The sequence below is a fragment of the Bradyrhizobium sp. F1.4.3 genome (assembly GCF_040548375.1).
Taxonomy (GTDB): Bacteria; Pseudomonadota; Alphaproteobacteria; order Rhizobiales; family Xanthobacteraceae; genus Bradyrhizobium.
This window is the reverse complement of record NZ_JBEPRN010000013.1, coordinates 23,940-39,247: the sequence shown is the minus strand read 5'-3', so window position 1 is coordinate 39,247 and position 15,308 is coordinate 23,940. Positions and strand designations below refer to the sequence as shown.

The 15,308-nt window shown below is 64.9% G+C and carries 17 protein-coding genes; 6 read left to right on the top strand and 11 right to left on the bottom strand.

The genetic code is table 11. The features are described 5' to 3' along the window. The first annotated feature begins 143 nt into the window (after positions 1–143). Both ABIB73_RS27130 and ABIB73_RS27125 read left to right on the top strand, forming a co-directional pair. A complete protein-coding gene (locus ABIB73_RS27130) occupies positions 144–527 on the top strand; it encodes a carboxymuconolactone decarboxylase family protein (RefSeq protein ID WP_354228934.1) in 384 nt (127 codons plus the stop codon). Between the two features lie 223 nt (positions 528–750). Further along, the gene (locus ABIB73_RS27125; protein WP_354228932.1) at positions 751–1,659 is read left to right on the top strand and encodes an NAD(P)-dependent oxidoreductase; all 909 of its coding nucleotides are present in this window, start codon (positions 751–753) and stop codon (positions 1,657–1,659) included. A gap of 180 nt (positions 1,660–1,839) precedes the next feature. On the opposite strand, the gene lysA is transcribed toward ABIB73_RS27125, so the two are convergent. The 3 genes from lysA to argH all read right to left on the bottom strand — a co-directional run bounded on the left by lysA (position 1,840) and on the right by argH (position 4,910). Further along, positions 1,840–3,105, bottom strand: coding sequence for a diaminopimelate decarboxylase (gene lysA / locus ABIB73_RS27120; RefSeq protein ID WP_354228930.1), 1,266 nt, complete (start codon positions 3,103–3,105; stop codon positions 1,840–1,842). Positions 3,106–3,128: 23 nt separating this feature from the next. Then, on the bottom strand, positions 3,129–3,419 hold the full coding sequence (lptM, locus tag ABIB73_RS27115) for an LPS translocon maturation chaperone LptM (RefSeq protein ID WP_354228928.1): 291 nt from the start codon (positions 3,417–3,419) through the stop codon (positions 3,129–3,131). Positions 3,420–3,512: 93 nt separating this feature from the next. Then, positions 3,513–4,910, bottom strand: a complete 1,398-nt coding sequence (argH, locus tag ABIB73_RS27110) for an argininosuccinate lyase (RefSeq protein WP_354228926.1) — start codon at positions 4,908–4,910, stop codon at positions 3,513–3,515. A gap of 117 nt (positions 4,911–5,027) precedes the next feature. Between argH and tlpA the strand changes: the two genes are divergently transcribed. Further along, complete coding sequence (gene tlpA / locus ABIB73_RS27105) at positions 5,028–5,693, top strand: thiol:disulfide interchange protein TlpA (RefSeq protein WP_354228924.1); 666 nt, start codon at positions 5,028–5,030, stop codon at positions 5,691–5,693. Here tlpA and ABIB73_RS27100 read toward each other — a convergent pair. The 6 genes from ABIB73_RS27100 to ABIB73_RS27075 all read right to left on the bottom strand — a co-directional run bounded on the left by ABIB73_RS27100 (position 5,690) and on the right by ABIB73_RS27075 (position 9,894). Next, positions 5,690–5,884 carry a hypothetical protein gene (locus ABIB73_RS27100; RefSeq protein ID WP_354228922.1) on the bottom strand — a complete coding sequence of 65 codons (195 nt, stop codon included), beginning with the start codon at positions 5,882–5,884 and terminating at the stop codon, positions 5,690–5,692. The two genes, tlpA and ABIB73_RS27100, sit on opposite strands and share 4 nt — an antisense overlap. A gap of 226 nt (positions 5,885–6,110) precedes the next feature. Next, positions 6,111–6,992 carry a 3-hydroxybutyryl-CoA dehydrogenase gene (locus ABIB73_RS27095; protein WP_354228920.1) on the bottom strand — a complete coding sequence of 294 codons (882 nt, stop codon included), beginning with the start codon at positions 6,990–6,992 and terminating at the stop codon, positions 6,111–6,113. 210 nt (positions 6,993–7,202) lie between these two features. Next, entirely contained in the window at positions 7,203–8,153 is a 951-nt protein-coding gene (locus ABIB73_RS27090; protein WP_354228918.1) for an electron transfer flavoprotein subunit alpha/FixB family protein, read from the bottom strand. Next, positions 8,153–8,902 (bottom strand): electron transfer flavoprotein subunit beta/FixA family protein, encoded by a 750-nt coding sequence (locus ABIB73_RS27085; protein WP_354228916.1) that lies wholly within the window; start codon positions 8,900–8,902, stop codon positions 8,153–8,155. The genes ABIB73_RS27090 and ABIB73_RS27085 overlap by 1 nt, the downstream gene beginning before the upstream one ends. Positions 8,903–9,026: 124 nt before the next feature. Then, positions 9,027–9,611, bottom strand: a complete 585-nt coding sequence (locus tag ABIB73_RS27080; RefSeq protein WP_354228914.1) for a cob(I)yrinic acid a,c-diamide adenosyltransferase — start codon at positions 9,609–9,611, stop codon at positions 9,027–9,029. Between the two features lie 88 nt (positions 9,612–9,699). Then, positions 9,700–9,894 carry a twin transmembrane helix small protein gene (locus tag ABIB73_RS27075; RefSeq protein ID WP_354228912.1) on the bottom strand — a complete coding sequence of 65 codons (195 nt, stop codon included), beginning with the start codon at positions 9,892–9,894 and terminating at the stop codon, positions 9,700–9,702. 303 nt (positions 9,895–10,197) lie between these two features. Between ABIB73_RS27075 and ABIB73_RS27070 the strand changes: the two genes are divergently transcribed. Then, positions 10,198–11,091 carry a YihY/virulence factor BrkB family protein gene (locus tag ABIB73_RS27070; RefSeq protein ID WP_354228910.1) on the top strand — a complete coding sequence of 298 codons (894 nt, stop codon included), beginning with the start codon at positions 10,198–10,200 and terminating at the stop codon, positions 11,089–11,091. Here the strand turns inward: ABIB73_RS27070 and ABIB73_RS27065 are convergent. Further along, positions 11,018–12,286, bottom strand: coding sequence for an ATP-binding protein (locus ABIB73_RS27065; RefSeq protein ID WP_354228908.1), 1,269 nt, complete (start codon positions 12,284–12,286; stop codon positions 11,018–11,020). The two genes, ABIB73_RS27070 and ABIB73_RS27065, sit on opposite strands and share 74 nt — an antisense overlap. A gap of 103 nt (positions 12,287–12,389) precedes the next feature. Next, complete coding sequence (gene gluQRS, locus ABIB73_RS27060) at positions 12,390–13,259, bottom strand: tRNA glutamyl-Q(34) synthetase GluQRS (RefSeq protein ID WP_354229192.1); 870 nt, start codon at positions 13,257–13,259, stop codon at positions 12,390–12,392. Positions 13,260–13,440: 181 nt separating this feature from the next. Here gluQRS and ABIB73_RS27055 point away from each other — a divergent pair, with 181 nt between their 5' ends. Beyond that, positions 13,441–14,088 carry a DNA-3-methyladenine glycosylase family protein gene (locus ABIB73_RS27055; RefSeq protein WP_354228906.1) on the top strand — a complete coding sequence of 216 codons (648 nt, stop codon included), beginning with the start codon at positions 13,441–13,443 and terminating at the stop codon, positions 14,086–14,088. Between the two features lie 95 nt (positions 14,089–14,183). Further along, positions 14,184–15,269 carry a DUF2855 family protein gene (locus ABIB73_RS27050; RefSeq protein ID WP_354228904.1) on the top strand — a complete coding sequence of 362 codons (1,086 nt, stop codon included), beginning with the start codon at positions 14,184–14,186 and terminating at the stop codon, positions 15,267–15,269. Positions 15,270–15,308 lie beyond the last annotated feature (39 nt).

Here is a 15,308-nt window from a genome sequence, read left to right as displayed (position 1 = left end):
CACAACGGCAGCACTGAGGCATCCGTTCCTGTACGGGACATCCCCCTTTTCCCGCATAACACGAGGACGTGACTGCTCCAGCTCAACCCCGTAGTTTCCGCGGCGCCACTCAAGGGACATGCAAGGGAAATAAAGGAAACGCCATGGACAAGAAGATGCACGACAAGGGCCTGGAAGTCCGCAAAGCGGTGCTGGGGGAGGCCTACGTCAACAACGCGCTGAAGAACGTCGACGACTTCAACCGTCCGTTCCAGGAGATGCTCAACGAATATTGCTGGGGCACGGTGTGGGGCCGCGAGGAACTGCCGCGCAAGACCCGCAGCATGCTCAACATCGCGATGATCGCGATCCTCAACCGCCAGCACGAATTCCGTGCGCATCTGAAGGGCGCGCTGACCAACGGTGTCACCCGCGACGAAATCCGCGAAATTCTGATGCAGGTCGCAATCTATGGCGGCATGCCGGCTGCGGTCGACAGTTTCAGGATCGCGCGCGAGGTGCTTGCGGAGCTCGATGGGAAGGCGTGAGGGCATGCCGGGGGTGAGGGGCGCAATATCCCTCTCCTCCGTCGTCCCGGCGAAGGCCGGGACCCATAGCCACAGACAGATGTGGTTACGGGGACTCGGAGTTGCCACTTCACGCCACAACCTCTCCCTGGGGTTATGGGTCCCGGCCTTCGCCGGGACGACAGTGGGGGATTTGGCGCGCACCTCTCCTTACCAATAACGAATAACCAAGCAAGGAAACACCATGGACATCGGATTCATCGGCCTCGGAAACATGGGTTTCCCGATGGCACGGCGGCTGGTCGAGGCGGGGCACCGGCTTGTCGTGTTCGACACGCGCAAGGAGGTGGTCGACAGACTGGTGGCACGCGGCGCCACCGCGGCGGCGTCGCCGAAGGACGTTGCCGACCAGGTCGAGACAGTGATGGCGAGCCTACCGTCGCTGCAAGCCTCGCTCGAGGTCGCAACGGGGCCGAACGGCGTGATCGAGGGCAAGCGCGTCACGCGCTTCATCGATCTGTCGACCGTCGGCTCGCAGATGGCGGCAAAGATTCATGGCCTATTGGCCAAGCGTAACATCGTTCAGATCGACAGCCCCGTCTCCGGCGGCGTTGGCGGCGCGGAGAAGGGCACGCTGGCGGTGATGGTGTCCGGGCCGAAGGCGGAGTTCGAGCTGTTGAAGCCGGCACTCGACGTGATCGGAAAGGTGTTCTTCATCGGAGAGAAGCCCGGCGCAGCGCAGACCATGAAGCTCGCCAACAATTTCCTGTCGGCCACCGCGATCGTGGCAACCTCGGAAGCCGTGGTGATGGGCGTGAAAGCCGGGCTCGATCCCGCCGTGATGATCGACGTCATCAATTCCGGCTCCGGCATGAACACCGCGAGCCGCGACAAGTTTCCGCGCTCGGTGCTGCCGCGGACGTTCGACTTCGGTTTTGCCACGGGACTGATGGTGAAGGATGTGCGGCTGGCACTGGAGGAAATGAAGCAGCTCGGGCTGTCGATGGAGGTCGCCGACGCGGTCGGGCGTCTCTGGGAAACCGTGATCAGCGCGGAGGGTGCAGACTCCGATTTCACCGCGGCGATCAAGCCGATCGAGAAGAAGGCGGGAGTGGTGGTTGGCGGGAAGACGGGTGGACTGGCGGGGAAGTGAGCGCCCCACTCTCCGCCGTCGTCCCGGCGAAGGCCGGGACCCATAACCACAGGTGGACTTGACTACGGGGACTCGGAGTTACCCGCTTCGCGCCATAACCACTCCCTGGGGTTATGGGTCCCGGCCTTCGCCGGGACGACACCAAGTTAGTTGAAAAAGCGTCGCATCACTCACGCGCCATCACAGCCACGGCGCCGGCGTGTCCATCGCGATGAGCTGCTCGACCTCGATACGCGGACGCACCACCGCGTATTGGTCGCCCTTCACCAGCACTTCCGGCACCAGCGGCCGCGTGTTGTAGGTGCCGGCCTGCACGGCGCCATAGGCGCCGGCGGTCATGATGGCGAGGAGGTCGCCCACCTTCGGCGTTGGCAAGGTACGGTCGAGCGCAAGGTAGTCGCCGGTCTCGCAGACCGGGCCGACGACATCGGCCGTGATCGTGGCTGCGCCCTTGGCCGGCTGCGTGACCGGCAGGATGTCGTGATGGGCTTCGTATAGCGTCGGCCGGATCAAATCGTTCATGGCGGCGTCGATGATGACGAAATTCTTGCCGTCGCCGTACTTCACATAAATCACTTTCGCGACCAGGATGCCGGCATTGCCGACGATCATGCGGCCAGGCTCGAACATCAGCGTGCAGCCGAGATTGTGGCTGACGCGCTTGACCATGGCGGCATAGGCATCGGGCGCCGGCGGCGCCTCGCGGTCCATGTAATAGGGAATGCCGAGACCGCCGCCGAAATCGACATGCGAGATGTTGTGGCCGTCGGCGCGCAGCGTCTGCACGAATTCGGAGAGGATGCGGAACGCCGTCTCCATCTTGGAGAGATCGGTGATCTGGCTGCCGATATGCACGTCGGTGCCGGTCACCTCGATGCCGGGCAGCTTCGCTGCCCGCGCATAGACCTCGCGGGCGTGCACGATCGGGATGCCGAACTTGTTCTCGGACCTGCCGGTCGAGATTTTCGCGTGCGTGCCGGCATCGACGTCGGGATTGACGCGCACGGAGATCCGAGCGGTCTTGCCCATCTCGGTCGCAAGCCGCGACAGCAGTTCGAGCTCGGGCTCGGATTCGACGTTGAGGCAGAGGATGTCGGCGGCAAGCGCGGCGCGCAGCTCTTCTTCGGTCTTGCCGACACCGGAGAACAGGATCTTGCTGGCGGGGATGCCGGCGGCCAGCGCGCGCTTCAATTCGCCGCCGGAGACCACGTCGGCGCCGGCGCCGAGCTTGGCCAGCGTCCGCAGCACCGACTGGTTGGAGTTCGCCTTCATGGCGTAGCAGACCAGCACCTTCTCGCCGGCAAAGGCCTCGGTGAAGACGCGGTAGTGGCGCTCAAGCGTCGCGGTCGAATAGCAATAGAACGGCGTGCCGACGGTCGCGGCCAGCTCGGACAGGTTCACCGCCTCGGCGTGCAGCACGCCGTTGCGGTAGTCAAAATGGTTCATGGCGTTGGCTCAGTTGCCCCAGCCTATTTGCTGGGCTTGTCGTCCAGGAGCGGGTCGAGAATAAACGGTTTTTTCTTGCCCCTGGTCGCCGCAGGCGGGGCGTCCGCGCCATAGGTGGGATTGAACACGCTCGGCGTCTTCTGGGCTTCGGTCTCGGTGTCGGTTGGCGCTGCGACATTGGCCGTGGACGCGTTGGAGGCGGTCGGCGGCAGGTCGAGCGGGCCTTTGCGGCCGCAGCCGGCAAGCGCGAGCGCGCTCAGGCTCAAGACAATGATGGCCCACCCCGAGCCGGCCGGGCGAAACTTTGACGTCACGACGAAATCCCCACTACGCGGCGCGCACCATACAGAGATTGGCGCGCTCTGGCGAGAGCCGGATGACCATGAAACATAAGCGAAATTTTGCCCTCAGCCCAATTTTCGCTCTTTTTCCAGCCGCTTCAGCCAGGCCTTGGCCTGGGTGGCCACGTTCTTCGGCGCGGTGCCGCCAAAGCTGGTGCGGCTCTTCACCGACGATTCGACCGAGAGCACGCCGAGCACGTCTTTCGAGATCTTCGGCTCGATCGCCTGCATCTCCTTGAGCGGCAGCTCATGCAGCGCCACGCCGCCCTCGGCGGCCTTGGCCACGATGCGGCCGGTGACGTGATGGGCCTCGCGGAACGGCATCTTCAATGTCCGCACCAGCCAGTCGGCGAGGTCGGTCGCGGTAGCGTAGCCCTCGCCCGCAGCCGCCTTCATCTTGGCCTCGTCGGGCACGAGATCGCGGACCATGCCGGTCATGGCGCGGATCGCCAGCGACAGCGCGGCAAAACCCTCCATGGCGCCCTGCTTGTCCTCCTGCATGTCCTTTTGATAGGCGAGCGGCAGGCCCTTCATCACGATCAGCAGGCCGTTGAGCGCGCCAATCACACGGCCCGTTTTCGCCCGCACCAGCTCGGCAGCGTCCGGATTGCGCTTCTGCGGCATGATCGAGGAGCCGGTGGTGAACTTGTCGCTGAGCCGGATCATGCCGACCAGCGGCGAGGTCCAGATCACGATCTCCTCGGCAAAACGCGACATGTGCACGGCGCAGATCGAGGCCGCCGACAGCGTCTCCAGCACGAAGTCGCGGTCGGAGACCGCATCGAGCGAGTTCGCCATCGGACGGTCGAAGCCAAGCGCCTTCGCCGTGGCGTAGCGATCGATCGGGAACGAGGTGCCGGCGAGCGCGGCGGCGCCGAGCGGCGACTCGTTGAGCCGCTTGCGCGCATCCTGGAAGCGGCCGCGGTCGCGCGCGGCCATCTCGACATAGGCGAGCAGATGATGGCCGAAGGTCACTGGCTGCGCGGTCTGGAGATGCGTGAAGCCAGGCATCACGGTCGCGGCATGTTCCAGCGCGCGTTCGACCAGCGCCTGCTGGAACGCAGCGAGCGCGGCATCGGTCTCGTCGAGAACGTCGCGGACATAGAGACGGAAATCGGTCGCGACCTGGTCGTTGCGCGAGCGCGCGGTATGCAGGCGGCCGGCAGCGGGTCCGATCAGCTCCGAGAGGCGGCTCTCGACATTCATATGAATGTCCTCGAGCGCGCGCTTGAAGGTGAAGCCGCCCTTGCCGATCTCTGACAAAATCGTGTCTAGACCCTTGCCGATATTTTTCGCATCAGAGGCCGTGATGATGCCCTGCGCGGCAAGCATCGCGGCGTGGGCCTTGGACGCGGCAATGTCCTGGGCAAAGAGGTGACGATCGACGTCGATGGAGACGTTGATCTCTTCCATGATCTCATCGGGACGTTCCGAGAACCGGCCGCCCCACATCTTGTTGCTCATGATCCCCTGCTCGCGCCTTGCTTGTCGCCACGCGGCCGGTGCCGCACGTTTGCTGGCCGGAGCCAGCCGTACTAAGAGGCCCCTGATAGCCATATCTGCGACCGGATGACAAACGATATGCTCGATCCAAAGCCTTCCGCCACGCGCCGGATCCCCCTCGTCATCGCCACCGTGGTGGTCGGGGGCCTGGCCGGCTTCGCTGCGCTGTACGGGCTGGGCCTGAGCCGGGCGCCCGCCGGCGATCCGGCCTGCCGGGCGGCGGTCGCGACCGCCTCAAGGATCGCCCCGCTCGCCCATGGCGAGGTCGCGGCGCTGACCATGGCGAGCGCGCCCCTGAAGCTGCCCGACCTCGCCTTCGAGGATGCCGACGGCAAGCCGAAGAAGCTGTCCGATTTCCGCGGCAAGACCCTGCTGGTCAACCTCTGGGCCACCTGGTGTGTGCCCTGTCGCAAGGAAATGCCGGCGCTGGACGCGCTCCAGGCCAAGCTGGCGGGTCCGAATTTCGAGGTGGTGGCCATCAATATCGACACCCGCGACCCGGAGAAGCCGAAGAATTTCCTGAAAGACGCCAGCCTGACCCGGCTCGGCTATTTTAACGACCAGAAAGCCAAGGTTTTCCAGGATCTTAAGGCGATAGGCCGGGCCTTGGGCATGCCGACATCGGTGCTGGTCGACCCGCAGGGCTGCGAGATCGCGACGATCGCGGGACCTGCCGAATGGGCGAGCGATGACGCGCTCAAACTAATCCGGGCGGCACTGGGCCCCGCCGCGGCAGCTCTTTAAGCCGAAATATTCAAATTGCCGCCGACACCGGCGCCGACATTGGCGAGCGAGGGCTGACCGGCGCCGAGCAGTGTCAGGACGGTGGATTTCTCCGCATCCGCGTTCTGCTTCATCAGCGTCGCCGAGATATTCGACTGCAGCGCGCCTTGCTGAGCGGCCAGCATGGTGCTGACCATCGCCATCGTATCCATTACGCAAATCCTCGTACGCGCCCGTAACCTAGGCGCGATCGGTTAACGCGACATGAATTGTCACAGAGCGGATGCGCGTAGGGTGGCGCTGTCCGTGTCCCGGACGCGGCATGCAATGACGCGACGCAGAGCCGGGACCCATGCTTCAGCATGCTCGCCGCTTCTGGGCCCCGGCTCAGCAGCGCATCGCGAAAGCGCTGCGCTGTGTCCGGGGCACGAGACTGCCTTACCTTGTCGGCACCGGCTTGGCGCCGCGGTAGTCGTAGAAGCCGCGCTGGGTCTTGCGGCCGAGCCAGCCGGCCTCGACGTATTTGACCAGCAGCGGGCACGGGCGGTACTTGGAGTCGGCCAGACCCTCATGCAGCACCTGCATGATCGACAGACAAGTATCGAGGCCGATGAAATCGGCGAGCTCCAGCGGGCCCATCGGATGGTGCGCACCGAGCTTCATCGCGGCATCGATTGCCTCGACGTTGCCGACGCCTTCATACAGCGTGTAGATCGCCTCGTTGATCATCGGCAGCAGGATGCGGTTGACGATGAAGGCCGGGAAATCCTCGGAGACCGCGACCTGCTTGCCGAGCTTGGCGACGAATTCCTTGGACGCCTCGAAGGTCGAATCATCGGTGGCGATGCCGCGGATCAGCTCGACCAGCTCCATCAGCGGCACCGGGTTCATGAAGTGAATGCCGATGAAGCGTTCGGGGCGGTCGGTGGCGGCGGCAAGCCGGGTGATCGAGATCGAGGACGTGTCGGAGGCGACGATCGCCTCCGGCTTCAACACCGCGCAGAGCTCGTGAAAAATCTTGCGCTTGACCTCTTCCTTCTCGACCGCAGTCTCGATCACGAGATCGCAATCGGCAAGGTCGTCGAGCTTCTCGGCGAGCTTGATGCGCGCCATCGCCTTGGCCTTGTCGTCCTCGCTGACGGCATTCTTGGAGACCTGGCGCGCCAGATTGCCGTTGATGGTGGCCATGCCCGACTTGAGGCGATCGGACGAGACGTCGTTGAGCACCACGTCGAAGCCGGCCAGCGCCGCGACATGCGCGATGCCATTGCCCATCTGCCCCGCGCCGATCACGCCGACCTTCTTGATCACTGCCGCCATAATGTCATCCACCGGAACGGCGCGCATACCGCGCCTGCCTAATCCCCCAAGCCGGGAAATCTGATTTAATCAGAACCTTGATCTAACCAGAATCTTGGCTCGAAACCTAGATTGGATCGCTTCCCCGGCGTGCCCCACGCCAAAGAAAACGCCGCAAAAAAGAAACACCGGCCGGAGTGTACCACTCCGGCCGGTGTTTTTACCGCGTTTTTACTTGCCGAGCTTGCCGAGCGCCTCGGTGAGCTCCGGAACCGCCTGGTAGAGGTCGGCGACCAGACCATAATCGGCGACCTGGAAGATCGGCGCGTCCTCGTCCTTGTTGATCGCGACGATCACCTTGGAGTCCTTCATGCCGGCCAGATGCTGGATCGCGCCGGAAATGCCGACCGCGACATAGAGCTCGGGGGCCACGACCTTGCCGGTCTGGCCGACCTGCCAGTCGTTCGGCGCATAGCCGGCGTCCACCGCCGCGCGCGAGGCGCCGACACCGGCGCCGAGCTTGTCGGCAAGCGGCTCGATGTACTTGGCGAAGTTCTCGCGGCTCTGCATGGCGCGACCACCGGAGACGATGATCTTCGCCGAGGTCAGCTCGGGGCGGTCGCTCTTGGCAACTTCCTCGCCGACGAAGGACGACAGGCCCGGATCGGCCGCAGCCGCGACGCTCTCGACCGGCGCGGTGCCGCCGCTAGCTGCCGCAGCGAAGGTCGAGGTACGGACCGTGATGACCTTCTTGGCGTCCTTCGACTTCACCGTCTGGATGGCGTTGCCGGCATAGATCGGACGCTCATAGGTGTCGGGTGCGACCACCTTGGTGATCTCCGAGACCTGCATGACGTCGAGCAGCGCGGCGACGCGCGGCATCACGTTCTTGAAGCGCGAGGTCGCGGGCGCCACGATCGCATCATAGGCGGGCGCCAGCGAAACGATCAGCGCGGCCAGCGGCTCGGCGAGATCGTGCGCGTAAGTCTCGCCTTCGGCGACCAGCACCTTGGCAACGCCAGCAAGCTTCGAGGCAGAATCGGCCGCAGCCTTGGTGCCCTGCCCGCCGCCGGCGACCAGCACGTGAACGTCGCCGCCGAGTTGGGAAGCCGCGGTGAGCGCCTTGTTGGTGGAGTCCTTGAGGACCTCGTGTTCGTGTTCGGCAATCAGCAACGTCGTCATCAGAGCACCCCGGCTTCGTTCTTGAGCTTCGACACCAGCTCGGCGACGTCCTTGACCTTGACGCCGGCCTTGCGGCCCGCGGGCTCCGTCGTCTTCAGAACTTCGAGGCGCGCGGTGATGTCGATGCCGTAGTCGGCGACGGTCTTGTCCGCGATCGGCTTCTTCTTGGCCTTCATGATATTGGGCAGCGACGCATAGCGCGGCTCGTTGAGACGGAGATCGGTGGTGACGATCGCCGGTCCCTTCAGCTTCACGGTCTGGAGGCCGCCATCGACTTCGCGGGTGACCTTGAAGTCAGAGCCTTCGACCTCGAGCTTGGAGGCGAAGGTCGCCTGCGACCAGCCGAGCAGCGCGGCCAGCATCTGGCCGGTCTGATTGCTGTCGTCGTCGATCGCCTGCTTGCCGAGGATGATCAAGCCGGGCTGCTCTTCTTCAGCAACCTTCTTCAGGATCTTGGCGACGGCGAGCGGCTCGACGATGCCGTCGGCCTTCACCAGGATGCCGCGGTCGGCGCCCATGGCGAGACCGGTGCGGATCGTCTCCGACGCCTGCGCGGGTCCAATGGAGACAACCACGACCTCGGTGGCCTTGCCGCCTTCCTTCAGGCGCAGCGCTTCCTCGACCGCGATTTCGTCGAACGGGTTCATCGACATTTTGACGTTGGCGAGTTCAACGCCCGATCCATCGCTCTTGACGCGGACCTTGACGTTGTAATCGACCACCCGCTTTACCGGCACCAAGACCTTCATCGATCCTCTTTCACTCAATCTGGGAGGGGGTTATCAACTGGCGCGGAACCTAAAGGCCTGATCCGGCCCGGTCAACGCGCGAAGGGGTCTAATTTTAGCCCCCTGAAATGCGCCGCTCAATGGGTCAGCGATTCTGGCCCGGAACCCAGAGCACGTCGCCGGCTCCATCATAGTTGGCGGCACGGCTCGCCACGAACAGGAAATCCGACAGGCGGTTCATATACTGGATGCCAGGCGCGCCGACCGGCTCATTGGGCTGGGCCGCCAGTTCCACCATCACTCGTTCCGCCCTGCGGCAAATGGTGCGGGCGACGTGGAGGTAGGCGGCGGCCGGCGTGCCGCCCGGCAGCACGAAAGAGGTCAGCGGCGCCAGCTTGTCGTTAAGCGCGTCGATATCGCGCTCGAGCCGCTCGACCTGGCCCGCCACCACCCGCAGCCGTTCTGCCTTTTTGGTTTCCTTGCCTTCACGTTCGGGCACCGCGAGATCGGCGCCGAGATCGAACAAATCGTTCTGGATCCGGCCGAGCATTGCATCGAGCTCGGGCGCATCCCTGGTGTGGAGCCGCACCACACCGATCGCGGCATTGGTCTCATCGACCGTGCCATAGGCCGCGATGCGCAGATCGTATTTCGGACGGCGTTCGCCCGAGCCGAGCGCCGTCGTGCCATCGTCACCGGTTTTCGTATAGATGCGGTTCAACGTGACCATGATGGCCTCCTTGATCTTAGGGCATGATCTTGTCGGAACACCGCTGCACATTTTGCGCTAACGCGGCCCTTCGGGTCAGGATCATGCCCTAACGCCCCATCGCCCAGACCGCGAGCATGGCGATGACGATCGCCACGAACTGCAGCAGCACGCGCCAGCGCATCAGCTTCTGCGAGGTGTTCGGCGAACCACCGCGCATCATGTTGACGAGACCGAGCAGCAGCACAATCGCCACGGCGCCGGCTGCCACCGGCAGGATGAAGGTACTCAAAAGGGATGCCATCGCCGGTAGATAACACCGTGTGCGCCGGTTCGCTACGGCGGCGCTTCGGCCACCAGTGTCATTCCGGGGCGATGCGAAGCATCGAGCCCGGAATCCATCTTCCCGCTTGCGCCGTGGCCGAATGGATTCCGGGCTCGCGCTGCGCGCGCCCCGGAATGACGACGATGGCGCTTCGCGATCTGGCTTTTAGGCCAATAATATCAGAAGGTAGCGGGATGATTTCCGATTTGCGCCAATTGCCCGATTTCCTCGCCTCTCCCCGCAGGCGGGGAGAGGGAGCATGAGCAGCGGTGTAGGTGGCGCGTGAAAGCAATCCGCTACATCTACGTCGTCGTGATGGATGCGTTCTACACGTTCCTGGCCGATGACGGCTGGGCAATTGCGAGCCATATCGCGCTGTCTACGCTGATGGCGCTGTTCCCGTTCCTGATCGTATTGACATCGCTCGCCGGCTTCTTCGGCTCCAAGGAACTCGCCGACCAGGCGGCCGGGCTGATGCTCCAGGTCTGGCCCAAGCAGGTCGCCGACTCGCTGTCCGGCGAAATCCACGACGTGCTGACCACCACCCGCACCGGCGTGCTGACGATCGGCGCGGTCCTGTCGGTCTATTTCGCCTCGAACGGCGTCGAGGCACTTCGGGTTGCGCTCAACCGCGCCTATGCGGTGGTGGAGATGCGGCGCTGGTACTGGCTGCGGCTGGAATCGATCGGCTACACGCTGGTCGCGGCTTTCACTGCGCTCGCCATGGCCTTCCTGATCGTGCTCGGCCCGCTCTTCATCGAGGCGGCGCGGCGCCACATCCCCCTTGTCGTCGAGTCCAACGAGAGCATCCTCACCTGGCTGCGCTACGGCATCACCGTCGGCGCGCTGGTGGTGGCGCTGCTCATCCTGCACGCATGGCTGCCGGCGGGACGGCGCGGCTTCCTCCAGATCCTGCCCGGCATCGTTTTCACCATCGTGGCGTCGCTGATCTCAGGCATCGTGTTCGGCCAGTACCTGGCGCGCTTCGCCAACAATTACGTGACGATGTATGCAGGGCTCGCCTCGGTGATCATCGCGCTGGTGTTTTTGTATTTCATCGCCGCGATCTTCGTTTTCGGCGGCGAGCTCAACGCCGCGATCATCAAGTCGCGACTTCCTCACGGCGTGTCGCTTCAAGCAGCGCAGTCGCTAAGGCCCGCGGGGACACAGGCTTGACCAGGAACGCGTCGGCGCCGGCTTCGCGTGAGGCCGCCTCGTCCTCGCCGCGACCGGAAACCCCGATGATGGGGATTTGAGCGAGCGGCGTCTGCATGTTGCGGATTTGCCTGATCGCCTCGACGCCGTCGATGCCCGGCAGCACCATGTCCATCAACACCGCGTCGAAGGCGCCCTGCGCGAGCCGGTCCACCGCATCCTCGCCGCGCCCGATGAATTCGGCATGATGGCCGAGCTCGGTCAAAATGGTGTTGAGCACGACGCGGCCGAACGGATTGTCCTCGACGCTCAGCACGCGCAACGCCACCAGCGCCTCCGCCTCGCCGCCGCCCGACTTACGGGACCTCGCTGGTCCGGCCGCTTCGAGCGAGACCGTCAGCGTGAAGGTGGCGCCGCCGCCGCGCCGCGGCGCGACCGAGATGTCGCCGCCCATCGCGCGCGCCAGTTGCTTCACCGAGGACAGCCCGAGTCCGGCGCCGCCGAAGCGCGAGGCAATAGTGACATTGGCCTGGGTGAACGGGCGGAACAGCCGCTTGATCTCGGCCATGGTCAGGCCGATGCCGCTGTCGGACACCGCGAAGGCAACGCCGACGCTGCGCTTGTCCTTCGCGTTGCCGTTTCCGCGGTCTTTGGCGGGACGCCAGGGCGTCGCCGAGATCGCCACGCCGCCCTGGTCGGTGAATTTGACGGCATTGTCGATCAGGTTCTCGAGCGCGGCGCGCAGGCGGACGGGATCGCCGACGACGAGACCGGCAAGTTTTTCGGAGATCTCGACCTCGGCCTGAAGGCCCTTGGCCGCGGCGCGTCCGGCGAGGGAGTCGCCGATGCTGCGGGCGAGCGCGCGCAAGTCAAACAAGTCCTGCCGCAGCGTGCTGCCGCCCTTCCCGGCCCCCTTGCCGGTCTTGGCGGCATCCACGAACAAGGTGGCAAGGCTCGCCAGATGCTCGGCGCCGGCCTTGATGGTATCGGCCCAGCGCCGCTCTCGCTCGCCGAGATCGGAGGTCGCGAGCAGATCGCTGATCGCCAGAATGCCGGTCAGGGGGGTGCGGACCTCGTGGGCAAAGGCGGCGAGTGCCGCCTGGACCACATCCGGTGCGTCCGCCTTGGCGCCGCGCTTGCGCACCTTGCCGGCCGCCCCGGACCGCTTCCGAGGCGGTCGCCTGGACGTCCGCGTAGTGCGCGTTTTCGCCGCCATAAATCCCCTTCGAAGTATCCCTTCGAACCCCGGGCTCTCAGGCGAGCATGGCACGGAGGAACCCCCGGAGTCACGGCGACGTTTTGCTAACCCCCAGAGAAACTTAACCTAATCCCACCAACCCACGGATATCGACGGGCGAGGCACCGGCCACGCGCAACTCCCGCAGGCCGGTGGAGCGGCTCGATTTCGACAGCTTCCGGCCGGCTTCGTCGCAAATCAGGGCGTGGTGGCGGTAGGTGGGCGCCGGCAGATCGAGCAGAACCTGGAGCAGGCGGTGGACCGAGGTCGCATGAAAGAGGTCCTGGCCCCGCACCACCTCACTCACGCCCTGGAGCGCGTCGTCCACGACCACAGACAAGTGGTAGCTCGTCGGCGTCTCCTTCCGGGCCAGGATCACATCGCCCCAGGCCTCCGGCCGCGCCGCGACGAGTCCATGCTCGCGGCCGGGACCCTCGCCCAGCTCGCTCCAGGTCAGGCCGGCGACGCAGCGGCAGACGGCCGCCATGTCGAGCCGGAGCGCGTAAGGCACGCCGGTCTCGATTAGCCGCGCGCGTTCGTCGGCGGGCAGCGATTTCGCATCGCCGGGATAGAGCGGAGCGCCGTCGGGATCGCGCAGCCAGAGGCCATCGGCCTCGCGCGCAGCCACGAGCTTTGCGATCTCGGCGCGGCTTTCGAAGGCGGGATAGACGAGGCCGAGCGCGGAGAGTTTTTCCAGCGCGGCGCGATAATCGGCAAAATGCTCCGACTGCCGCCGCGCCGGCGTCTCCCAGGCAATCCCGAGCCAGGCGAGGTCCTCGTCAATCGCCGTCTCGAACTCCGGCCGGCAGCGCGTCGCGTCGATGTCCTCGATGCGGAGCAGGAGCCGCCCACCGGTCTCGCGTGCACGATCGAAGTTGAGCAGCGCGGAATAGGCGTGGCCGAGATGCAGGTAGCCGTTCGGGCTGGGGGCAAATCGGAAAACGGGTGGCATCGCTTTCATGGTACTCGTCATTGCCAGGCCTGATCCAGCAATCCGTCTTCCAGGACTCTGTTACGATAGGAGATGAATGCGCGAGTCTCGCCTTCGCCGAAAGCTTCGGCGGGCTTTTTGGTGTTGGGCCGGCGAAGCTTTAGCAGAGACGGCAAGCCCGCGCATGACGAGTTAGGCGACAATGACCATCCACCTCGAATCCCAATCCGACCTCGAAGAGGCCGTCCACACGCTGATCAAGCGCGATCCGCGCCTCAAACCCGTATTTGAGATCGCGGGCATGCCGGCGTTGCGGCGGCGCGAGCCGGGCTTTGCGGGGCTTGCCCACATCGTCTGTGGGCAGCAGCTCTCGACCGCGAGCGCGGCGGCGATCTGGGGACGGCTGTCGGCTGCCTTCGATCCGTTCGATCATGAGGCGGTGCGCCGCGCCCGCACCGACCGGCTGGGGCGGCTCGGCCTCTCCGCCGCGAAGATCAAGACCCTGAAGCATCTCGCGCGCGAGATCATCGCGGAGCGGCTGAACCTCGACGTGCTCGCCGAAGAAGATGCGGATGCCGCGCATCACACGCTGATCTCGCTGCCCGGAATCGGGCCGTGGACCGCGGACGTCTATCTCCTGTTTTGTCTGGGCCATGGCGATGCCTGGCCGGCGGGCGACCTCGCCGTGCAGGAAGGCATCCGCGTCGGGCTGGGCTTGCAGGCGCGGCCGACGGAGAAGCAGATGGCGCCGCTCGCCGAACCCTGGCGTCCCCTGCGCGGCGCGGCTGCGCATCTGTGGTGGAGCTATTACCGCGCGGTGAAGAAGCGCGAGGGCGTGCTCACGGCGTGAGAGCTGCCGAACAACGTTTAAAACTATGTTGCTGTTGCAAACGGCGTGCGCGTGACCGATGAGATGCCGGCGCGGGCAAGAACCGGGATCGAACCATGACATCCACCAACTTCATCGTTGCACGAGACGATTTCGAAACGTGCAAGACGATCGCAACCTCGCTTCCCGAGAGCGACGCGCTGCCGCAGGATGCGCTGCTGGTGAAGGTGGACCGCTTCGCCCTCACCGCCAATAACATCACCTATGCCGCGCTCGGCGACGAGCTGAAATACTGGCAGCTGTTTCCCGCACCACACGGCTTCGGCAACATTCCGGTATGGGGCTTCGGTCTGGTGATCGCCTCGAAACATCAAAATGTCGCTGTTGGCGAGCGGCTGTTCGGCTATTTCCCGATGGCGAGCCATCTCGTCATCGAAGCCACCGACGTCAGCAAGCGAGGCTTGCGCGACGGTGCCGCGCACAGGCAGGGCGTGGCGCCGGTCTACAATGCCTATGCGCGCGTCAGCGGCGATCCCGCCTATGCCGGGCGGCAGGGCGACTACCAGGCGCTGCTGCGGCCGCTGTTCATGCTGTCCTTCCTGGTCGATGACTTCCTTGCCGAAAACGATGATTTCGGCGCGCGCACCGTGCTGCTCTCGAGCGCCTCGAGCAAGACTGCGTTCGGGCTCGCGCATCTCCTGCACACGCGCGGGCGCAAGGTGATCGGCCTGACATCGGCCGGCAATACCGGCTTCGTCTCGTCACTCGGCTGCTATGACGACGTCACCACCTATGACCGCGTGACGTCGATGCCGTCAGATACGCCGGTCGCCTTCGTCGACATGGCCGGCAACAGCGCGTTGCGTGCCGAACTGCACCGGCACTTCGGCGACCAGATGAAGTGCTCCGTGCGCGTCGGATTGACCCATCGCGCCACCGAACCCGCCGAAGGCGAACTGCCCGGCGCAAAGCCACGCTGGTTCTTCGCACCCGACCAGATCCGCAAGCGCGCCAAGCAATGGGGTCCGGGCGGCATCGAGCAGCGCTTTGGCGCGGCATGGTCGGGCTTCGCGCCGCGACTGGAGAGATGCCTCTCCATCGTCGAAAGCCGCGGACCGGAGGCGGTGCGGCAGGTCTATCTCGACACGCTGAAGGGGCGCATTCCGCCTGAGCAGGGCCACATGCTTTCACTGCTCGGGTAAAGCGCTTTCGACGTAAGCTGATCCAGTATAGCGTTCGAC

Excerpts from the sequence above, each read along its gene's own strand:
- ABIB73_RS27065 (WP_354228908.1), bottom strand. The coding sequence starts at position 12,286 with ATGGCGGCGAAAACGCGCACTACGCGGACGTCCAGGCGACCGCCTCGG.
- ABIB73_RS27085 (WP_354228916.1), bottom strand. The coding sequence starts at position 8,902 with ATGAAGGTCTTGGTGCCGGTAAAGCGGGTGGTCGATTACAACGTCAAG.
- tlpA (WP_354228924.1), top strand. The coding sequence starts at position 5,028 with ATGCTCGATCCAAAGCCTTCCGCCACGCGCCGGATCCCCCTCGTCATC.
- ABIB73_RS27080 (WP_354228914.1), bottom strand. The coding sequence starts at position 9,611 with ATGGTCACGTTGAACCGCATCTATACGAAAACCGGTGACGATGGCACG.
- ABIB73_RS27130 (WP_354228934.1), top strand. The coding sequence starts at position 144 with ATGGACAAGAAGATGCACGACAAGGGCCTGGAAGTCCGCAAAGCGGTG.
- lysA (WP_354228930.1), bottom strand. The coding sequence starts at position 3,105 with ATGAACCATTTTGACTACCGCAACGGCGTGCTGCACGCCGAGGCGGTG.
- ABIB73_RS27090 (WP_354228918.1), bottom strand. The coding sequence starts at position 8,153 with ATGACGACGTTGCTGATTGCCGAACACGAACACGAGGTCCTCAAGGAC.
- ABIB73_RS27100 (WP_354228922.1), bottom strand. The coding sequence starts at position 5,884 with ATGGATACGATGGCGATGGTCAGCACCATGCTGGCCGCTCAGCAAGGC.
- ABIB73_RS27050 (WP_354228904.1), top strand. The coding sequence starts at position 14,184 with ATGACATCCACCAACTTCATCGTTGCACGAGACGATTTCGAAACGTGC.
- ABIB73_RS27095 (WP_354228920.1), bottom strand. The coding sequence starts at position 6,992 with ATGGCGGCAGTGATCAAGAAGGTCGGCGTGATCGGCGCGGGGCAGATG.
- ABIB73_RS27075 (WP_354228912.1), bottom strand. The coding sequence starts at position 9,894 with ATGGCATCCCTTTTGAGTACCTTCATCCTGCCGGTGGCAGCCGGCGCC.
- ABIB73_RS27055 (WP_354228906.1), top strand. The coding sequence starts at position 13,441 with ATGACCATCCACCTCGAATCCCAATCCGACCTCGAAGAGGCCGTCCAC.
- argH (WP_354228926.1), bottom strand. The coding sequence starts at position 4,910 with ATGAGCAACAAGATGTGGGGCGGCCGGTTCTCGGAACGTCCCGATGAG.
- ABIB73_RS27125 (WP_354228932.1), top strand. The coding sequence starts at position 751 with ATGGACATCGGATTCATCGGCCTCGGAAACATGGGTTTCCCGATGGCA.
- gluQRS (WP_354229192.1), bottom strand. The coding sequence starts at position 13,259 with ATGCCACCCGTTTTCCGATTTGCCCCCAGCCCGAACGGCTACCTGCAT.